The sequence below is a fragment of the Stenotrophomonas sp. 93052_Sma genome, assembly GCF_056481145.1.
This window is the reverse complement of sequence record NZ_CM151134.1, coordinates 4,798,779-4,817,329: the sequence shown is the minus strand read 5'-3', so window position 1 is coordinate 4,817,329 and position 18,551 is coordinate 4,798,779. Positions and strand designations below refer to the sequence as shown.

At 69.4% G+C, this 18,551-nt stretch carries 12 protein-coding genes and 5 pseudogenes; all 17 read left to right on the top strand.

Annotated features, from left to right (window positions below):
* Window positions 1-126: 126 nt before the first annotated feature.
* The 17 genes and pseudogenes from ACZK2V_RS22470 to ACZK2V_RS22390 all read left to right on the top strand — a co-directional run bounded on the left by ACZK2V_RS22470 (window position 127) and on the right by ACZK2V_RS22390 (window position 18,494).
* Window positions 127-489, top strand: a complete 363-nt coding sequence (locus ACZK2V_RS22470; RefSeq protein ID WP_486322835.1) for a COG4648 family protein — start codon at window positions 127-129, stop codon at window positions 487-489.
* Window positions 482-2,167: an ApeI family dehydratase gene (locus ACZK2V_RS22465; RefSeq protein WP_049398630.1), complete on the top strand. Its 1,686-nt coding sequence runs from the start codon at window positions 482-484 to the stop codon at window positions 2,165-2,167. Before ACZK2V_RS22470 ends, ACZK2V_RS22465 begins: the two co-directional genes overlap by 8 nt.
* Window positions 2,157-2,925 (top strand): annotated as a pseudogene (locus ACZK2V_RS22460) (glycosyltransferase family 2 protein). Before ACZK2V_RS22465 ends, ACZK2V_RS22460 begins: the two are co-directional and overlap by 11 nt.
* Before the next feature lies 1 nt (window position 2,926).
* Window positions 2,927-3,868 carry a lysophospholipid acyltransferase family protein gene (locus ACZK2V_RS22455; RefSeq protein ID WP_049424200.1) on the top strand — a complete coding sequence of 314 codons (942 nt, stop codon included), beginning with the start codon at window positions 2,927-2,929 and terminating at the stop codon, window positions 3,866-3,868.
* Window positions 3,858-5,408, top strand: coding sequence for an HAL/PAL/TAL family ammonia-lyase (locus tag ACZK2V_RS22450; protein WP_486322834.1), 1,551 nt, complete (start codon window positions 3,858-3,860; stop codon window positions 5,406-5,408). Before ACZK2V_RS22455 ends, ACZK2V_RS22450 begins: the two co-directional genes overlap by 11 nt.
* Window positions 5,395-5,826 (top strand): acyl-CoA thioesterase, encoded by a 432-nt coding sequence (locus ACZK2V_RS22445; protein ID WP_100435456.1) that lies wholly within the window; start codon window positions 5,395-5,397, stop codon window positions 5,824-5,826. The genes ACZK2V_RS22450 and ACZK2V_RS22445 overlap by 14 nt, the downstream gene beginning before the upstream one ends.
* Window positions 5,823-6,452 (top strand): outer membrane lipoprotein carrier protein LolA, encoded by a 630-nt coding sequence (locus ACZK2V_RS22440; RefSeq protein ID WP_486322833.1) that lies wholly within the window; start codon window positions 5,823-5,825, stop codon window positions 6,450-6,452. The genes ACZK2V_RS22445 and ACZK2V_RS22440 overlap by 4 nt, the downstream gene beginning before the upstream one ends.
* Window positions 6,445-8,797 (top strand): annotated as a pseudogene (locus ACZK2V_RS22435) (MMPL family transporter). The gene ACZK2V_RS22440 and the pseudogene ACZK2V_RS22435 overlap by 8 nt, the downstream one beginning before the upstream one ends.
* Before the next feature lie 53 nt (window positions 8,798-8,850).
* A complete protein-coding gene (locus ACZK2V_RS22430; protein WP_032129172.1) occupies window positions 8,851-10,101 on the top strand; it encodes an NAD(P)/FAD-dependent oxidoreductase in 1,251 nt (416 codons plus the stop codon).
* Window positions 10,089-10,644: pseudogene (locus ACZK2V_RS22425) on the top strand (DUF3261 domain-containing protein). Before ACZK2V_RS22430 ends, ACZK2V_RS22425 begins: the two are co-directional and overlap by 13 nt.
* Entirely contained in the window at window positions 10,641-11,825 is a 1,185-nt protein-coding gene (locus ACZK2V_RS22420; RefSeq protein ID WP_486322832.1) for a beta-ketoacyl-[acyl-carrier-protein] synthase family protein, read from the top strand. Before ACZK2V_RS22425 ends, ACZK2V_RS22420 begins: the two are co-directional and overlap by 4 nt.
* Window positions 11,822-12,275: pseudogene (locus ACZK2V_RS22415) on the top strand (hotdog family protein). Before ACZK2V_RS22420 ends, ACZK2V_RS22415 begins: the two are co-directional and overlap by 4 nt.
* Window positions 12,272-13,003 (top strand): 3-ketoacyl-ACP reductase FabG2, encoded by a 732-nt coding sequence (locus ACZK2V_RS22410; protein WP_486322831.1) that lies wholly within the window; start codon window positions 12,272-12,274, stop codon window positions 13,001-13,003. Before ACZK2V_RS22415 ends, ACZK2V_RS22410 begins: the two are co-directional and overlap by 4 nt.
* Window positions 13,003-14,241, top strand: coding sequence for a beta-ketoacyl-ACP synthase (locus ACZK2V_RS22405; RefSeq protein WP_180866481.1), 1,239 nt, complete (start codon window positions 13,003-13,005; stop codon window positions 14,239-14,241). Before ACZK2V_RS22410 ends, ACZK2V_RS22405 begins: the two co-directional genes overlap by 1 nt.
* A 62-nt stretch (window positions 14,242-14,303) precedes the next feature.
* Window positions 14,304-14,744, top strand: a complete 441-nt coding sequence (locus ACZK2V_RS22400) for a hypothetical protein (protein ID WP_010482305.1) — start codon at window positions 14,304-14,306, stop codon at window positions 14,742-14,744.
* Window positions 14,745-14,904: 160 nt separating this feature from the next.
* Entirely contained in the window at window positions 14,905-15,165 is a 261-nt protein-coding gene (locus tag ACZK2V_RS22395) for a YcgL domain-containing protein (protein WP_010482302.1), read from the top strand.
* A pseudogene (locus ACZK2V_RS22390) lies at window positions 15,158-18,494 on the top strand (ankyrin repeat domain-containing protein). Before ACZK2V_RS22395 ends, ACZK2V_RS22390 begins: the two are co-directional and overlap by 8 nt.
* Window positions 18,495-18,551 lie beyond the last annotated feature (57 nt).

The window sequence follows — 18,551 nt, the reverse complement described above, 5'->3', positions numbered from 1 at the left end:
ACCTGGCGATGGGCCGCTTCGAGCCACGCTGGTTGTCGCTGCTGCTGTTCACCCTGGCCCTGCTGCGCGCTGAGTACGCGCCAGCCGCTGTGGTGGGCCGCGGCCGCCGGCACCGGCCTGCTGGCGGTGCTGGCCACTGTGCTCAACCAGGCCCTGCCGCTGAAGCTGTACCCGGCGCTGGTCAACGCAGTGATGCTGGCGGTATTCGGCACCAGCCTGCGTTTCGGCCCGCCGCTGGTGGAACGCCTGGCACGGCTGCAGGAACCGGACCTGCCCCCGTTCGCGGTGGCCTATACCCGCCGCGTCACCCAGGTGTGGTGCGGCTTCTTCGTTCTCAACGGCAGCCTGGCCCTGCTGACCGCGCTGTACGCGTCGGACCGGGTCTGGATGCTCTACAACGGATTGTTGGCGTACGTGATGATGGGCGTGTTGTTCGCAGGTGAGTGGCTGGTGCGGCGGCGGGTGAAGGCGGCGCACGCGCATGGCTGAGTGGATTGCCCTGGACCGACTGCTGCTGGAGGCGCGGCCGCATCGAAGTGTTGGCGTCTGCGATGGCGAGGTGATCGACCACGCCCGCTTCCGCCAGCGCGTACTGGCCTGGCGCGCCGCGTTTGCGGCGGCCGCAGGCCGTGACTGGGCCCTGTATTTCGATGATGCGGTGGCCTTTGCCGCTGCGTTGTTCGGTGCCTGGCATGCCGGCAAGCGGGTGTTCCTGGCTGCCGACAATCTGCCGGCCACGCTGCAGGCGCTGCAGCCGCAGGTGAGTGGTTTCGCAGGCGACGTGTCCGCCGATTATCGTCCGTTGGCGGCGCTGGACGCCGCACCGGACGAGGGTCTTCAGGCGCTGGACGAGCGCGCCTGCGAGCTGTGCGTGTTCACCTCCGGCAGCACCGGACAGCCCAGTGCGATCAACAAGCGCATGGACCAGCTGACGCGCGAGGTGGACGCACTGCAGGCTGCGTTCGGCACGCAGCTGGAAGGCGTGCAGGTGCATGGCACGGTGTCGCACCAGCACATCTATGGCCTGCTGTTCCGCGTGCTGTGGCCGCTGGCTGCCGGCCGCCTGATCCATCCACGCCGGTTCTTCCACGAAGATCTGGTGGGTGCGCTGGCCGGTACCGATACGGTGCTGGTGGCGACCCCGGCCCACCTCAAGCGCCTGCCCGAGCAGCTCGACTGGGCCAGCCTGCATGGCCGCCTGCGCGCGGTATTCTCCTCCGGTGGCCCGCTGCCGGAAGACGCCGCACGCCAGGTGCGGCAGTGGCTGGGCGTGGCCCCGACCGAGGTCTATGGCAGCAGCGAGACCGGCGGCATCGCCTGGCGCCGCTGGGACACCGATCTGCCGCCGTGGCAGCCGCTGCCCGGCGTGCAGTGGCGCATCGAGGAGGGCTGCCTGGCGGTGGCCTCCGCACATCTGGAAACCCCGGATTGGTGGCGTACCCAGGACCGCGTTGAAGCGTTGGCCGATGGCCGCTTCCGCCTGCTGGGCCGCGCCGACCGCATCGTCAAGATTGAAGAGCGCCGCGTTTCGCTGGATGCACTGGAACGTGCGTTGCGCGAAGACGCCGAAGTGGATGACGTGCGCGTGCTGGTGCTGCCCGGGCAGCGCGAGCAGCTGGCCGCGGTGGTGGTACCGGCCGACCCGACGCTGCTGGAGGGCGGTGAGGCCGCGCGCCGCGCGCTGGGCCAGCGCCTTGGCACACGCCTGGCACAGGCTCATGACGCGGTCACCCGGCCGCGCCGCTGGCGGCTGGTGCCGGCGCTGCCGATCAACGCACAGGGCAAAGTCACCCAGGCGGCACTGGCAGCGCTGTTCCAGCCGCTGATGCCGGTGCCGGTCTGGGATCACCGCGATGCGGCCAGCGCCACGCTGCGGATGACCCTGGACCCGGCGCTGCGGCCGTTCCAGGGCCACTTCCCGCAGGCGGCGATCCTGCCCGGCGTGGCGCAGCTGGACTGGGCGGTGCGTTTTGGCCGCCAGGTGTTCGCCATGCCGGCAGTGTTCCTGCGCATGGATGCGGTGAAGTTCCAGCACGTGGCCCGCCCGGGCGATGAGCTGACCCTGCAGCTGGACTGGGATGCCGCACGCAACGTGATGGCCTTCCGTTACACCTCCAGCCACGGTGTGCATGCCAGCGGCAAAGTGGTCTTCGCCGATGCGGACTGATCCGGCCGTTGCCGGTGCCGCGTTCGCGCCACTGGTGGTGATTCCCGTCTACGACCACGAGCACGCCATCGCGGCGGTGGTCGACGGCGTGCAGGCCGCCGGCCTGCCATGCCTGCTGATCGACGATGGCTCGCATGAGGCGTGCGCGGCAGCATTGCGTTCGCTGGCACAGCGCCAGGGCGTGGACCTGCTGCGCCTGGACATCAACCAGGGCAAGGGCGGGGCCATGCTGGCCGGTTTCGCCGAAGCCGGCGCGCGAGGCTACAGCCACGTGCTGCAGATCGATGCCGACGGCCAGCACGATACCCGCGATCTGCCACGCTTCATCGAAGCGGCGCGCCCATCCCGAGGCGGTGATCTGTGGCATTCCGGCCTACGACGCCAGCGTTCCCAAGGCGCGCCTGTATGGCCGCTACGCGACCCACATCTGGGTCTGGATCAACACGCTGTCGCTGCATCTGCGCGACACCATGTGCGGCTTCCGCGTGTATCCGCTGCCGCCGGTGCTGCGCCTGGTCGGTGAAGAAACCATCGGCCGGCGCATGGATTTCGATACCGAAGTGATGGTGCGCCTGTACTGGCGGCAGGTGCCGGTCGAGCACCTGTCCACGCGCGTGACCTATCCATCCGATGGCGTGTCGCACTTCGATGTGTGGCGCGACAACGTGCGCATCAGCCGCATGCACACCCGCTTGTTCTTCGGCATGCTCTGGCGCGCACCGCGCCTGCTGTGGCGCCGCCTGCGGGGGCGGCGCTGAGATGGCGGCCGCGCAGGGGGCCCCGCACTGGGCCGACATCGGCGAATCCACCTCGGTGGCCGGCGTGCTGTTCCTGTGCTGGGTGCACCGCTGGTTCGGGCGCTGGCCGTTCCGCCTGTGCGTGTGGCCGGTGGTGGCCTGCCACTGGCTGGGCAACCGCGTCGGCCGCCAGGCCTCGATGCAGTACCTGCAGCGGCTGCAGGCATACAGCGGCGTGCTCGGCCGCACGCCGACCCGGGGTGACAGCCTGCGCCACTTCTTCGCGTTTGCCGACACGATGCTGGACAAGATCCTCGGCCTGGGCGGACGCTATCCGGCCGAACGCATCCACCTGCATCGCGACCTGGTGCTGGAAAAGATCGCGCGCCGCGAAGGCGGGCTGATCCTGACCGCGCACATCGGCTGCCTGGAACTGTGCCAGGTGCTGGCCGAACAGGTGCCTGGGTTCCGCATCACTGTGCTGGTGCACACCGCGCATGCGCAGCGCTTCAACCGCCTGCTGCAGCGGTTGGACCCGCTGGCGGCGGTGGAGCTGGTGCAGGTAACCGAAATGGGCCCGGCCACGGCGGTGATGCTGGCCGAGCGCGTGGCGGCGGGTGGCTTCGTCGCCATCGTCGGCGACCGCACGCCGGTGCAGGGCGGCCGCAGCGTCACCGCCGATTTCCTTGGCCACCGCGCGCCGTTCCCGATCGGCGCCTATGTGCTCGCCGCCGCGCTGGGCTGCCCGGTCTACACCATGGCCTGCCTGCACCAGGGCGAGGGCTATCGCGTGGCGTTTGAACAGTTCGCCGAACGCATCGTGCTGCCGCGTGGTTCGCGCGACGCCGCACTGGCCGAACAGGCACAGCGCTTCGCGCGCTGGCTGGAACTCCAGGTCATCCAGTCCCCGTTGGACTGGTTCAATTTCTTCCCCTTCTGGGATCAGGCTCCGCATGACGACTGACGCCGTACCCGTGTGCCGCTTTGGCGATGCACCGTTGACCATTGAAGACGTGGTTGCTCTGGCCCAGCGCCAGTGCGAGGCCGCACTGAGCGACGCGCCGGCGTTCCGCGCGCATATCCAGCGCGGTGCCGACTTCCTCGACCGCCTGCTGCGCGAGGACGGCGTGATCTACGGCGTGACCACCGGCTACGGCGACTCGTGCACGGTGAACATCCCGCCGGCGCTGGTGGCTGAGCTGCCGCACCACCTGTACACGTACCACGGCTGTGGCCTGGGCCGTTACCTGGACCCGGTCGAGACCCGCGCGGTGCTGGCTGCGCGCCTGGCGTCGCTGGTGCGTGGCATGTCCGGTGTCAGTGTGCCGCTGTTGGAAGGCCTGGCCACACTGCTGCAGCACGACGTGCTGCCGATGATTCCGGCCGAGGGCTCGGTGGGTGCCAGCGGTGACCTGACCCCGCTGTCGTACGTGGCCGCGGTGCTGTGCGGCGAGCGCGAGGTGCTGCACGACGGCCGCGTGCAGCTGGCGGCGGAGGTGCTGGCGAAGATCGGCATGACCCCGCTGAAGCTGCGGCCGAAGGAAGGCCTGGCGATCATGAACGGTACCGCCGTGATGACCGGCCTGGCCTGCCTGGCCTGGCAGCGCGCCGATTACCTGGCGCGCATGGCCACGCGGCTGACCGCGTTCAACGTGCTGGCCAGCGACGGCAACGCGCATCACTTCGACGAAACCCTGTTCGCCGCCAAGCCGCACCCGGGCCAGGGCCGCATCGCCGCGCGCCTGCGCAGCGACCTGCACAGCGAGCGTCCGCCGCGCAATGAACAGCGCCTGCAGGACCGCTACTCGCTGCGCTGCGCGCCGCATGTGATCGGCGTGCTGGAGGACAGCCTGCCGTTCCTGCGCCAGCTGATCGAAACCGAACTGAACAGCGCCAACGACAACCCGCTGATCGATGCTGACGGCGAGCGCATCCTGCACGGCGGTCATTTCTACGGCGGCCACATCGCGCTGGCGATGGACACCCTGAAGAACACCGTGGCCAACCTTGCCGATCTGCTCGACCGGCAGCTGGCACTGGTGGTCGATGCCCGCTACAACCACGGCCTGCCGGCCAACCTGTCGGCGGCCACCGGCCCGCGCGCGGCCATCAACCATGGCCTGAAGGCGCTGCAGATCAGCGTTTCGGCATGGACCGCCGAAGCGCTGAAGCAGACCATGCCGGCCAGCGTGTTCTCGCGCTCCACCGAATGCCACAACCAGGACAAGGTCAGCATGGGCACCATTGCCGCGCGCGATTGCCTGCGCGTGATCGAGCTGACTGAACAGGTAGTGGCCGCGATGCTGATCGCTGCCCGCCAGGGCCTGGCGCTGCGCGAACGGGTTGGCCTGAACGCGCAGCTGCATGGCAGTCTGGCCGACATGTACGCCGACCTGGGGCAGCGCATCGCCCTGGTTGAAGAAGACCGCGCGCTGGATCGCGAACTGCGGGAACTGCTGGTGGAGATCCGCGCGCAACGTTGGGAGCTGTATGCCGGTGAATGAAGCAATCGAACGGGCCGGCGAGATTGCGCTGACCCCCGCCTTCCATGACTGCGATCCGATGAACGTGGTCTGGCATGGCAACTACTTCAAGTACTTCGAGATCGCGCGCTGCGCGCTGCTCGGGCGATACGACTACGACTACCCGCAGATGCTCGAATCGGGCTACCTGTGGCCGGTGGTCGATGCGCGGGTGAAATATGTGCGCCCGCTGCTGTTCAACCAGGCCTTGCGCGTGATCGCGCGCATCGTGGAATGGGAGAACCGGCTGAAGATCGAGTACGAGATTCTCGATGCGCAGAGCGGCCAGGTGCTGACCCGCGCGATGACCATCCAGGTTGCGGTGGACGCTGCCAGCAAGGAAATGCTGTACCAGTGCCCGCCGGTGCTGTGGGAACGCCTGGGAGTGCCTGCGCCATGAACCGAGCGAACCGTTTCGCCCGTGCGCTGCTGTGCGCGCTGCTGCTGGTGTCCGCACCGCTGGTGCAGGCGGCCGACCCCGCCATCGATGCGATCACCCAGGCGGTGGCGCGGCCGGATGTGCTGCGTGGCCAGTTCAGCCAGGAAAAGCAGGTCAGCGGCTTCAAGAACCCGCTGCGTTCTCAGGGCCGGTTCGTGGTCGCGCGCCAGCACGGCGTGATCTGGTCCACGCTCAAGCCGTTCCCCTCCGAGGTGGTGGTCACCGCCGACCGCATCCTCAGCCGCCAGCGCGATGGCAGCACCCGCGTCGAACTCGATGCACGGCAGCAACCGGCGATGCGTTCGGTGAACGCGATCATGTTCGCGCTGATGAGTGGCGACGTGCAGGCGCTGTCCAGCCAGTTCAACGTGGCGGCCAGCCGTGAAGGACAAGGCTGGCGGCTGCGCCTGACGCCGAAGTCGGCGATGCTGGCCAAGGCGTTCCAGTCGCTGACCCTGCAGGGTGACCGCTACGTGCGCCAGGTCGAGATCGTCGAGGCCAACAAGGACCGCACCCAGATCCAGTTCAGCGCATTGAGCGAGGCACCGGCCACGCTCAACGCCGACGAGGCCCGCCGCTTTGAGTGAGGCCGCGGCATCGAACGCACCGGACCGGTTGCGGCGCTGGTGGCACTGGCTGGGCATCGCCTGGCTGCTGGTGCTGCTGGTACTGGGCGCGCAGCAGTGGCACCTGTGGAGCCAGCAATCGCGGATCGACACCGATATCCTCGCCCTGCTGCCGCAGGATGCACACGACCGCCTGTTGAGCGATGTCACCCGGCGCATTGCCGATGGCAGTTCGCGGCAGGTGGTGGTGCTGCTGGGCAGCAAGGACGGCGCCGCAGCCAAGCGTGCGCAGGCCGCGTTTGCCGCGGCCATGGCCAAGGACGCCGATCACGCCCTGCTGGTACCCAGCGGCTCGATCGAAGGCTGGTTCGATGAGGCGCGCGTTCTACGCGCCGTACCGTGACCGCCTGCTGACCCCGGCCCAGCGCGAGCAGCTGCAGGGCAGCGAGCCGGGCGCGCTGGCCGAACAGGCGTTGGCCGCGCTGTACGGCCCGATGGGCGCGCCGCGCCTGACCGACTGGCGGCAGGACCCGTTGTCGCTGTGGCCGCAATGGTGGCAGCAGCAGGCGCAGGGGTCGGGACTGCGGCTGGGCGATGACGGCCTGCTCGAAGCCGAGGACAAGCATTGGGCCGCGCTGCAGTTCGACACGCCGGGTTCGGCGTTCCAGCTCGACGGCGAACGCCATCTCGATGGCCTGCTGGAACGTGCCGGGCAGGCAGCAAAAGCGGCCGCTCCGGATCTGGAGATCCTGCATGCCGGCGTGCCACTGCACGCCGAAGCGGCCGCGGTGCAGGCCAACCAGGAGATCAACACCATCGGTTGGGGGTCGCTGGCGGCGGTGCTGCTGCTGGTGTGGCTGGCATTCCGCTCGCTGCGGCCGATCCTGCTGGTGGCCGCCTCGCTGCTGATCGGCTGTGGTGTGGCGCTGGCGGTGACCGTGCTGGTGTTCGGCAAGGTGCATGTGCTGACCCTGGTGTTCGGTGCATCGCTGGTGGGCGTGGCCGAGGATTACGGCATTCATTGGTTCGCCTCGCGCCAGGCCGAGCCGGCCGATCGTCGCTGGAAACTGCTGCGGCACCTGCTGCCCGGCCTGTGGCTGGCCCTGCTGACCAGCGCGCTGGCCTACCTGGCCCTGGGCCTGGCCCCGTTCCCGGGCCTGCGCCAGATGGCGCTGTTCTCGGTGGTCGGCCTGGCTGCCGCCTTCCTCACGGTGATCTTCTGGTTCCCGTGGCTGGATGGTGGCGAGATCCGCCAGACCCGCTTCTCGCAGTGGCTGGGCAACACGCTGGAGCGTTTCCCGCGCCTGCATGGCCGCCGCGCGGTGACGATGTTCGTGGTGATCACGCTGGCACTGTCTGCCATCGGCATCGCGCGCCTGCAGAGCAACGACGACCTGCGCAGCCTGCAGTCGTCGCCGCCGGCATTGATGGCGCAGCAGATCCGCCTGAGCCAGTTGCTGGGCATGCCCAGCCCGGCGCAGTTCTACCTGGTGCAGGGTGCCGATGCCGCGCAGCTGCTGCAGCGCGAAGAAGCACTGACCGGGCGCCTGCGTGTATTGGCCAACGACAAGCGCATTGGTGGCTATCGCGCGATCAGCGATTGGCTGCCGTCGCCGTCGCGCCAGCAGGCCGATGCCGCGCTGACCGCGAGGGTGGAACCCGGCGTGCTGTCGGCCGTGTCCGAGGCCGTGGGCGAGCCGCTGCAGCGACCGCAGTTCGCGGCCGCACCACTCAGCGCCGAAGCCTTCCTGGCCTCGCCGGCCTCGCAGCCGTTCCGTCACCTGTGGGTGGGCGAGGTCGGTGGGCAGATGATCAGCGTGGTGATGGTCGATGACCTGTCGCGCGCCGATGCGCTGGCCACCCTGCGGGGCGCGGCCGAAAGCCTGCCGGGTGTGCGCTGGGTGGACCGCACCGCCGACTTCTCCACGCTGCTGGGCCACTACCGCAAGCTGATGGGTGGGCTGCTGCTGGTCGGCATCGCGCTGGTGTTCGGCGCGCTGTGGCTGCGCTACCGCCGCCAGGCCTGGCGCGTGTTCGCGCCGACCCTGATTGCCGGTGCCTTGACCCTGGGCCTGCTGGGTCTGTTCGGCCAGCCGCTGCAGCTGTTCAACGTGCTGGCACTGATGCTGCTGCTGGGCATGGGCATCGACTACGGCATCTTCCTGATCGAGCACCGTGGCGATGCCAGCGCCTGGCTGGCAGTGTGCGTGGGCGCGGCCAGCACCTGGCTGTCGTTCGGCCTGCTGGGCCTGTCGCAGACCCCGGCGCTGCGCGCGTTCGGCCTGACCCTGCTGTTCGGCATCGGCCTGGTCTGGCTGATCTCGCCGCTGTTCCGGCCGCCGCCACATGACCTGCCGCCAGCTTGAACCTGTCTTCCGACTTCCTTCTTTCCACCTGATCGAGCAACAAGGACGCACCGATGAATACTGCTGTGGATGCTGTCGAACGTACTGAAATCCTGATCATCGGCGCGGGCCCGGCTGGCTCGGTGGCCGCGGCGATGCTGCGCCAGCAGGGCCGCCAGGTGCTGATGCTGGAGCGCCAGCAGTTCCCGCGCTTCTCGATCGGTGAAAGCCTGCTGCCGCAGAGCATGGAGTACATCGAAGCGGCTGGCCTGCTGCAGGACGTGGTCGAAGCGGGCTTCCAGCACAAGAACGGCGCCGCGTTCGTGCATGGCGAGGCGCGCACCGCGTTCGACTTCAGGAAGAAGTTCTCGCCAGGCTGGGGCACCACCTACCAGGTGCAGCGCGCCGACTTCGACAACGTGCTGGCACGCGGCGCCGAGCGCATGGGCACCACGCTGCGCTTCGGCGATGAAGTGCTTGCGGTCGAGCCGGGCGAGCAGCCGGCGGTGACCGTGCGCCGCCCGGACGGCAGCGAGTACCGCATCGAGGCCGATTTCATCCTTGACGCATCAGGCTTCGCGCGCCTGCTGCCACGCCTGCTGCAGCTGGAATCGCCGTCCAACTTCCCGGTGCGAGGCGCGATCTTCTGCCACGTGCGCGACAACATTCCGGCCGAAGCGGACTTCGATCGCAACAAGATCCTGATCACCACCCACCCCGAGCACATCGACGTCTGGTACTGGACGATCCCGTTCTCCAACGGCTGCTGCTCGCTGGGCGTGGTCGCCGAGCCATCGTTCTTCGAACGCTACGAAGGCGACGACCTGCAGAAGCTGCAGGCCATCGTCGGCGAGGACCCCAACCTGACCCGGCTGCTGGCCAACGCCGAATGGGCGGTGCTGCCGGTGCGCCGCATCACCGGTTACTCGGCCAATGTCAGCTCATTGTGGGGCCCGGGCTACGCCCTGCTGGGCAATGCCGGCGAGTTCCTCGACCCGGTGTTCTCCTCCGGCGTTACCATCGCCTTCAAGTCCGCGCAGCTGGCCAGCGAATGCCTGGCGCGCCGCTATGCCGGCGAAACCGTCGACTGGGAAGCTGAATTCTCGATCCCGCTGCGTGCCGGCGTGAAGACCTTCCGCCGCTTCGTTGAAAGCTGGTACGAGGGCGGCTTCCAGAAGATCATCTACCATCCGCAGCAGCAGCCCGAAGTACGCGACATGATCAGTTCCATCCTGGCCGGCTACGCCTGGGACACCAACAACCCGTATGTGGCCGACGAAAGCGGCCGCCGCATGCGCGTGCTGGAGCAGCTGTGCAGCGCCTGATCGCCCGTACCGCGGCCGTGCTGCTGTGCCTGCTGCTGGCCGCCTGTGCCGGCCGCATGCCCAAGCCATTGGTGGAACTGCCGCCGCTGCGCCTGTCGCCGGCCAGCCTGCCGGCGCCGCTGGCATTGCAGCAGCAGCTGCATTTCCGTTTCGGTACGCATGAGCGCGAGCTGGATGCTCTGCTGGAAGCCGATGCGCAGCAGGTGCAGCTGGCGGTGCAGGCGATGGGCCAGACCGGCGTGCGCCTGCAGTGGGACGGCCAGCAGCTGACCCAGCAGCGCGCCGTGGCTGCCGCCGCAGGTGCGTGCCGAGCGCGTGCTGGATGACCTGCAGTTCGCGCTGTGGCCGACCGCGGCCATTGCCGCCGCGTTGCCGGCCGGTTGGCAGGTCAGCGATGACGGCCGACAGCGCAGCCTGTCGCGCGACGGCACGGTGTGGCTGCAGCTGCAGCGCCTGGACGATGGCAGCGTGCAGCTGGACAACCGCGCCGAAGGCTATGCGCTGCGCATCGAATCGATCGACATGGCCGGGCAGGACCGATGAGTGCACCGATCTACCTGAACGACCTGGGCGTAGTCTGCGCGCTCGGCGATGGCCGCGCCGCGGTCGCGTCGGCGATGTTCGCCGATGTGCCGGGCGGGCTCAGCGACAACGACAGCCTGCTGCCGGGGCGCACCCTGGCGCTGGGAGAGGTGCGCACGCCGCTGCCGGCGCTGGAGGACCTGCCGGTGGCCCTGCGCGGGCGCAACAACGCCCTGCTGGACGTGGCACTGGCGCAGATCGCACCAGCGGTGGCCGCCGCGATCGCCCGCCATGGTGCCGAGCGTGTGGCGGTGGTGCTGGGCACCAGCACCTCGGGCATTGGTGAATCCGAGCAGGCCCTGCGCACCCACGCCGAACAGGGCCAGTGGCCGCAGGGCTTCGATTACGCCCAGCAGGAAATGGGCACCGCCGCGCAGTTCGTGCGCCAGCGCAGTGGTGCACAGGGGCCGGCATGGACCCTGTCCACCGCCTGCTCGTCCAGCGCCAAGGCGCTGATGTCGGCCGCGCGCATGCTGCGCGCCGGCATCGTCGATGCGGTGATTGCCGGCGGTGCCGATTCGCTGTGCCGCTTCACCGTGGCCGGCTTCAGCGCGTTGGAATCGGTGTCGGCACTGCGCTGCAATCCGTTCTCGCAGCACCGCTCCGGCATCAACATCGGCGAGGGCGCTGCGTTGTTCCTGCTCACCCGCGAACCCGGTCCGGTGTGCCTGGCCGGGTGGGGCGAATCGGCCGATGCCCATCACATGTCCGCCCCCGATCCGCAGGGGATGGGGGCCATCGACGCCCTCCAGCAGGCGCTGCTGCGCGCCGGCTGGGGCGCCGACGAAGTGGATTACGTGAACCTGCATGGCACCGCCACCGGGCACAACGATGCGATGGAAAGCCTGGCGGTCTCGCAGGTGCTGGGCAATGGCGTGCCGGCCAGTTCGACCAAGCCGCTGACCGGCCATACGCTGGGTGCCTCGGGCGCGATCGAGGCGGCGCTGTGCTGGATCCTGCTGGCCGAGAACCCACAGCAGCAGCTGCCGCCGCACTGGTGGGACGGCGTGCCCGACCCCGCACTGCCGGTGCTGCCGCTGGTCGCGCCGGGCTCCTGCCTGGCGCAGCCGCGGCGGCGGGTGCTGAGCAATTCGTTCGCCTTCGGCGGCAGCAATGCCGTGCTGGCACTGGAGCGTCGATGAACACGCTGTACGCGATCGAGGACGTGGTGCCGCACCGCCAGGACATGTGCCTGCTGGAGCGCATCACGCAGTGGGACCAGGACACCCTCGAGGCTGAACTGGTGGTGCCCGAATCCGGCCTGTTCGTGGAGAACGGCGAAGTGCCGGCGTGGGTCGGCATCGAATACATGGCGCAGGCCATCGCGGCCTGGGCCGGCTGCCGCGCGCGTGCGGCCGGCAAGCCGCCGCAGCTGGGCTTCCTGCTCGGCAGCCGCCGCTACAGCAGCGCGCAGCAGCTTCCCCAGCGGTTCGCGGCTGCGCGTACAGGCGCGCTGCGAGCTGTTGGGTGACAATGGATTGGGGATGTTCGCCTGCCGCATCCTGGCGGGCGAGGACGAATGGGCGACAGCCAACGTGTCGGTGTTCGAACCGGCCGACGCGATGGCCTATCTGGAGAGTGGACAGGCATGACAGGGAATCGAAGCGTGCTGGTGACCGGCGCCAGCCGGGGTATCGGCCGGGCCATCGCGCTGCGCATCGCGCGCGACGGCTTCGACGTGGTGGTGCATTGCCGCAGCCGCGTGGAAGAGGCACAGGCCGTGATGGCCGAGATCCAGGCCTTGGGCCAGCAGGCCCGCGTGCTGGCGTTCGACGTAGCCGACCGCGAGGCCGCACGCGCCGCGCTGGAGGCCGATGTCGAAGCGCACGGCGCGTACTACGGCGTGGTCTGCAATGCCGGCATCGCCCGTGATGGCGCCTTCCCGGCACTGTCGGCGGAGGATTGGGACCAGGTCATCCACACCAACCTGGATGGCTTCTACAACGTGCTGCATCCGCTGATCATGCCGATGGTGCGGCGGCGCAAGCCGGGCCGCATCGTCACCCTGTCGTCGGTGTCCGGGCTGGCCGGCAACCGCGGCCAGGTCAACTACAGTGCCGCCAAGGCCGGCATCATCGGTGCCACCAAGGCGCTGGCACTGGAACTGGCCAGCCGCCAGATCACCGTCAACTGCGTGGCCCCGGGCCTGATCGAGACCGAAATGCTCAACGATGAAGTGATCGAACACGCGCTCAAGCTGATTCCCGCCGGCCGCGTCGGTCGTCCCGACGAAGTGGCGGCCACGGTGGCGTTCCTGCTGTCCGAACCGGCTGGCTACATCACCCGCCAGGTGATCTCGGTGAACGGAGGCATGCTCTGATGGCTGCCGATCGTCGCGTGGTGGTCACCGGTGCGGCCGCCATCAGTCCGCTCGGCCACGACTGGCCCACCATCGAAACGCACCTGCGCAGCTGCCGCAATGCCGTGCGCACGATGCCCGAATGGGATGTCTATGCCGGCCTGAACACCAAGCTAGCCGCGCCGGCGCAGGACTTCGAGCTGCCGCCGAACTACAACCGCAAGACCACCCGCTCGATGGGCAAGGTCGCGATCATGTCGGTGCGCGCCACCGAGGTGGCACTGCGCGAGGCTGGCCTGCACGAGCACCCGGTGCTGCGCAGTGGCCGTACCGGCGTGGCCTACGGTTCGTCCTCGGGCAGCCACGAGGCCACCGGTGAATTCGGCCGCATGCTCAACGAGTTCACCACCGACGGCATCAGTGCCACCACCTACCTGAAGATGATGAGCCACACCGCGCCGGTCAACATCGGTGTGTTCTTTGGTTTGTCCGGGCGCGTCTACACCACCTCCAGTGCCTGCACCTCGGGCAGCCAGGGCGTGGGCGCGGCCTACGAAGCGATCCGCAGCGGCAAGCAGACGGTGATGGTGGCTGGCGGTGCCGAGCAGCTCGATGCCACTGCCGCGGCAGTGTTCGACACCCTGTTCGCCACCAGCGTGCGCAATGATGCGCCGCAGACCACGCCGCGCCCGTTCGATGCCGGCCGCGATGGCCTGGTGCTGGGCGAGGGTGCCTGTACGCTGATCCTGGAAGACCTGGAGCACGCGCAGGCACGTGGCGCCACCATCCTTGCCGAGGTGGTCGGCTACGGCACCAACAGCGATGGCCAACACGTCACCCAGCCCAGTGCCGACACCATGGCCCAGGCCATGCGCCTGGCGCTGGAGGATGCCGGGCTGGACGCGGCGCAGATCGACTACGTCAACGCCCACGGCACCGCCACCGACCACGGTGACATCGCCGAGACCCAGGCCACCGCGCAGGTGTTCGGCAGCCGCATGCCGATCAGCTCGCTGAAGAGCTACGTCGGCCACATGCTGGGCGCCTGTGGTGCGTTCGAGGCCTGGATGAGCATCGAGATGATGCGCGCCGGCTGGTTCGCGCCCACCCTGAACCTGGCCGAGGTCGATCCACGCTGCGGCCAGCTCGACTTCATCACCGGGCAGGGCCGTGAACTGCAGGCCGAGTACGTGATGAGCAACAACTTCGCCTTCGGTGGCATCAACACCTCGCTGGTGTTCCGCCGCTGGCGCGAGTGATCCACCGCCCCACCGCCGCTGTTCCCGCAACCTACCCGCACCCTCGACAAGGAGATGTTCCGATGCGCCGCACCCTGATGATCGCCACGGCCACCGCACTGCTGGCCCTGGCCTCCACCGCTTCTGCCCGCGATACCCGCGTGGAGCAGTCCCTGCAGGAACTGGTCAGTTCGCAGGCCGCCAAGGACGCCGGCATCGACGGCAGCGTCCGCTTCTACCTGGCCGGCCAGCCGGTCAGCGTGCAGCAGCGCCTGGGCGAAGACGTGACCAACAAGAAGACCAACGCCGCCAACAAGAGCGATGCCGAGGCCTGCCGCTGGGTCGCGCTGTCGGCGCTGCGCGCGCTGCAGGACGGTGCCAAGTCGCGCGGCGCCAACGCCGTGGTCGACATCGTCAGCTACTACAAGAAGAACGAGTTCAAGAGCAGCACCAACTACGAATGCTATGCCGGTGCGATCCTCGCCGGTGTCGCGCTGAAGGGCACCTACGCCAAGGTCAAGTAAGCGCCCGTGTGGCGGCGGCGTTGGCTGAACGCCGCCGCCACATTGCTGAATCCCGCCGGGGAAACGCCGCCGATCACGCCGCCATCGTCGGCTGACGGCTTTCCCCGGTGTCGGCTTTCCGACACAATCATGGCTCTTCCCGGGTTATCGTCCCGCGGACATGCACGCCTACGTCTATAAAAGCCAACTCAAGCCGGACACCTACGTCTACGTTCCCCGTCGCGATGATTTCAGCGCGCTGCCTGCGCCGCTGCTCACCTCGCTGGGGACGCTCGCCTTCGTCCTGGACGTGGCCCTGGATGCCCAGCGCCGCCTGGCCCAGGCCGATCCGGAAAAGGTCCGCAGCGAAATGAGCGAGCGCGGGTTCTACCTGCAGGTGCCGCCATCGGTGGCCAGCCTGATGCCGCGCCACTATGACTGACACGTCCCGTCCGCGCGCCCTGTCGATCGCCTTCGCCGTAGGCGCCGTGCTGGCGCTTGGCGCCGCTGTGGGCGGCGTTCCAGGCGCCATCCTTGCCGCCCTGGCGCAGCCGGCGTTCGCGCTGGGTGTGTCGTGGTGGCGTCGCAGCCGCGCGCTGCTGCCGCTGAAGATCGTCGCGCGCCAGGACCTGCCGGCGCTGCTGGCGTTGTGGACGGCAGCGCCGCTGTTGCTGGCGCTGCTGCTGGCCTGGCCGCTGGCGGCGCTGCGTGACAGCGGCAGCCTGGCCGCGGTGCTGGGCCTGAGCGTGCTGGTCAGTGCCGGCCTGCTGGCGGCCTGGCGCACCTGGCCGCTGTGGAACGATGTCGAACGCCTGGATGGCAATCTCGCCCAGCATTGGCAGGCGCTGGCCGGACGCGACCTGACCGCCTGGCGCGGTCTCGGTGTCGCCGCGCTGGTGATCGCGCTGGCCGCGCTGGTGGTGCTGCCGGCCTGGCCGGGCCTGTTGCCGGAAGGCGCGCTGGCCCGCCGCGCTGGCGGTGGTGCTGCTGTCTCCCGTGCTGCACCTGCTGCTGCAGCGGGTGGCGCCGGCACCCTTGGTGTCGCTGCGCGCGAGCCCGTTGGCCAGCGCCGGCAACGAGCACGAACCGATGTTCGCCGCTGCGGCCGAAACCGCGCCGCTGGAGGCGATGGCGCCGCAGGAGCTGACCCCGGCCCTGTATGAAGCCGCCCGCCATGGCCGCATCGACCGGGGCCTGCAGCTGCTGCAGGCCGGTGCCGATCCGTATGCGCTGCCGGACCCGAACTGGCGCGACCAGCGCAGCCTGGCGGTGCTGGCGGCGGTGCTGCCCGACCTGCGCCTGCTGCGCGAACTGATCGCCCGCGGCGTCGATGTGAATGCGCCGCACCGGGGCATGACCCCGCTGCTGGCCGCCACCCGCGACAGCTGGCACGGCCGTCCCGAAGCGGTGATGACCCTGCTCGCCAACGGTGCCGATTCGCGTGCCATCGACAGCGATGGCAACACCCCGCTGCACCATGCCGCGCGCAGTTCCGACCCGGGCGTGGCCGCGCTGCTGCGCGATGCCGCCGCCGAAGTCGACGCGCTGAACAACGAGGGCTGGTCGCCGCTGGCCGTGGCCTGCCAGGTCGGCAACTGGCGCCTGGCCCGCTTCCTGCTGGAGCGTGGTGCGCGCAGCGAACCGGCCGAAGGCACCCCGGTGTTGCTGGCCGCGGCCGCCACCGAAGACGACGATCCGGCCGGCGTGCAGCTGCTGCTCAAGCACAAGGCGCGGGCTGACGCGCGTGATCGCCAGCGCCGCAGCGCGCTGCATGAGGCCGCACTGGCTGGCCACGTCGAGATCATCGGCGTGCTGCTGGGTGCCGGTGCCAATTTGGAAGCGCGCGATGCGCTGGGCCGTACGCCGTGGCTGGAAGCGGCCCGTGCCGGTCGCGCTGCCGTGGTCGAGCATCTGCTGCCGCACAAGCCGGATCTGGTTGCGGTGGACGGCGAAGGCCGCAATGCGGTGCAGCTGGCGGCGATGGCCGAGGATGTCTCGCCATTGCTGATCAAGCGCCTGGTCGAGCTGGGCATCGCCGCCGATGCCACCGATCCGGTTGGCCGCCGTGCGGTGGACTACGCCGCCGAAGCCGGTCGCTGGGCGATTGTGGCGCTGCTGGACCCGTCCTATCCGTTGCCGGCCGCCGTCAGTGATGGCCTGGCCGAGCGCGGCGAAGCCGCCAGCGCCAGTGGCCTGCTGCCGGACCGTCCGCCGCTGACCCTGCTGCGCGAAGCGCTGGGCTTCGGCAATACCGAGGGCATGGCGGCGCTGGCCAAGCTGTGCCAGCCGGAAGAACTGGGCGGCCTGCTGTTCGATCCGGAGCTGGCACTGGAGCCGCGCGCGGTCGATTGGCTGCTGGGCCACGGCGCCGATCCCTACGTGCGTGACGCCTGCTCCGACACGCCGATGTTCGCGCTGCTGTCGCGCGGCATCGATGCGGTGCCGGCGCTGCAGGTCATGCTGCAGCGCGGCCTGTCGCCGGCCGGACGCGGTGGCCTGGCGCGCTTCCTTGCCGCCTGCGCACAGCACGATCAGGCCGCCCGCGGCCTGGAGCAGCTGGCGCTGGAACTGCTGGAACGTGGTGCCGATCCGTTCGCGGCCTCGCCAGCGGGTGACCCGCCGTTGTCGCTGGCAGTGCGCCTGGGCTGGCTGCGCCTGCAGCAGGCCCTGCTCAAGGCCGGTGTCGATCGTGAAGCGCGTGACAGCCATGGCATGACCGCATTGCATCTGGCCACCGCATTGGCCCGCGAAGGCGCGCTGAAGCTGCTGGTGCAGCACGGTGCCTCGCCGGAAGCACGAGCCGCCGACGGCCAGACGCCGCTGGGCGTGGCGCTGTCGATCGGTCGCCGTGACCTGGCCGACTGGCTCGACTGGCGGGTGTGGCCGTTGCCGCGCCGCACCCTGCGCGAGGCCGATCTGCCGGCCGCTGCGATGGCCGGTGACGTCGATGCGGTGCGCCGCCTGATCGATCTGGGATTTGCCGTCGACGCAGTCGACGCACAGGGCTGCACCGCGCTGCTGCGTGCGGCCGGTGGTGGCCATCTGGCAGTAACCGACCTGCTGCTGGCACGCGGCGCCGATCCGCAGCACGCCGCTGCCAGTGGTGCGACGCCGCTGTCGGCGGCGGTCAGCATGCGCCAGGTGGACATCGTTTCGGCCCTGCTCGACGCCGGCGCCAAGCTGGAACACCGCCTGCCGGGCGGCGTGACCGTGCTGATGCTGGCCTCGGCGCTGGGCCTGCCGGACATCGTCGCGCGCCTGCTCACCGCCGGTGCCGACGTGCATGCCGGTGACGCGCAGCAGCTGGGGCCGCTGCATTGCGCTGCCCTGTACGGTTTCAGTGCGCGCGATCGCTCGCGCCTGCTGGCCCTGCTCGACACCCTGCTGCTGGCCGGTGCCGAACCGGACCAGGCCGCCGCCGGTTCGGTCACGCCGCTGCTGCTGCTGCTGGGCGCACGCGCCGAGCCCGGCACCGCCTGCGACGAACAGGTGGTGATGGCCGCAGTGGAACGCCTGCTGGACGAAGACGTGAGCCTTGAGGTGCGTGATCCGCGCGGCTTCGGACCGCTGCACCTCGCGGCCCTGCACGGTCTGCCGCTGCTGGTGCAGCGCCTGCTGCGCGCCGGTGCCGATCCGGAAGTGCGCGACAGCCTCAACCGCAGCCCGCGCGAGATCGCGGTGATGCGCGGCTTCATCGACGTGGCCGGCGAGTTCGAACCGCGCGTGCCGGGCGTTTCGTCGATGGCGCGGTTTCTGCGCGACAACGGCTGATCCCTGGAAATGGGTAGTGCCGGCCGCTGGCCGGCAACCTCATGAAACCACCGGAAT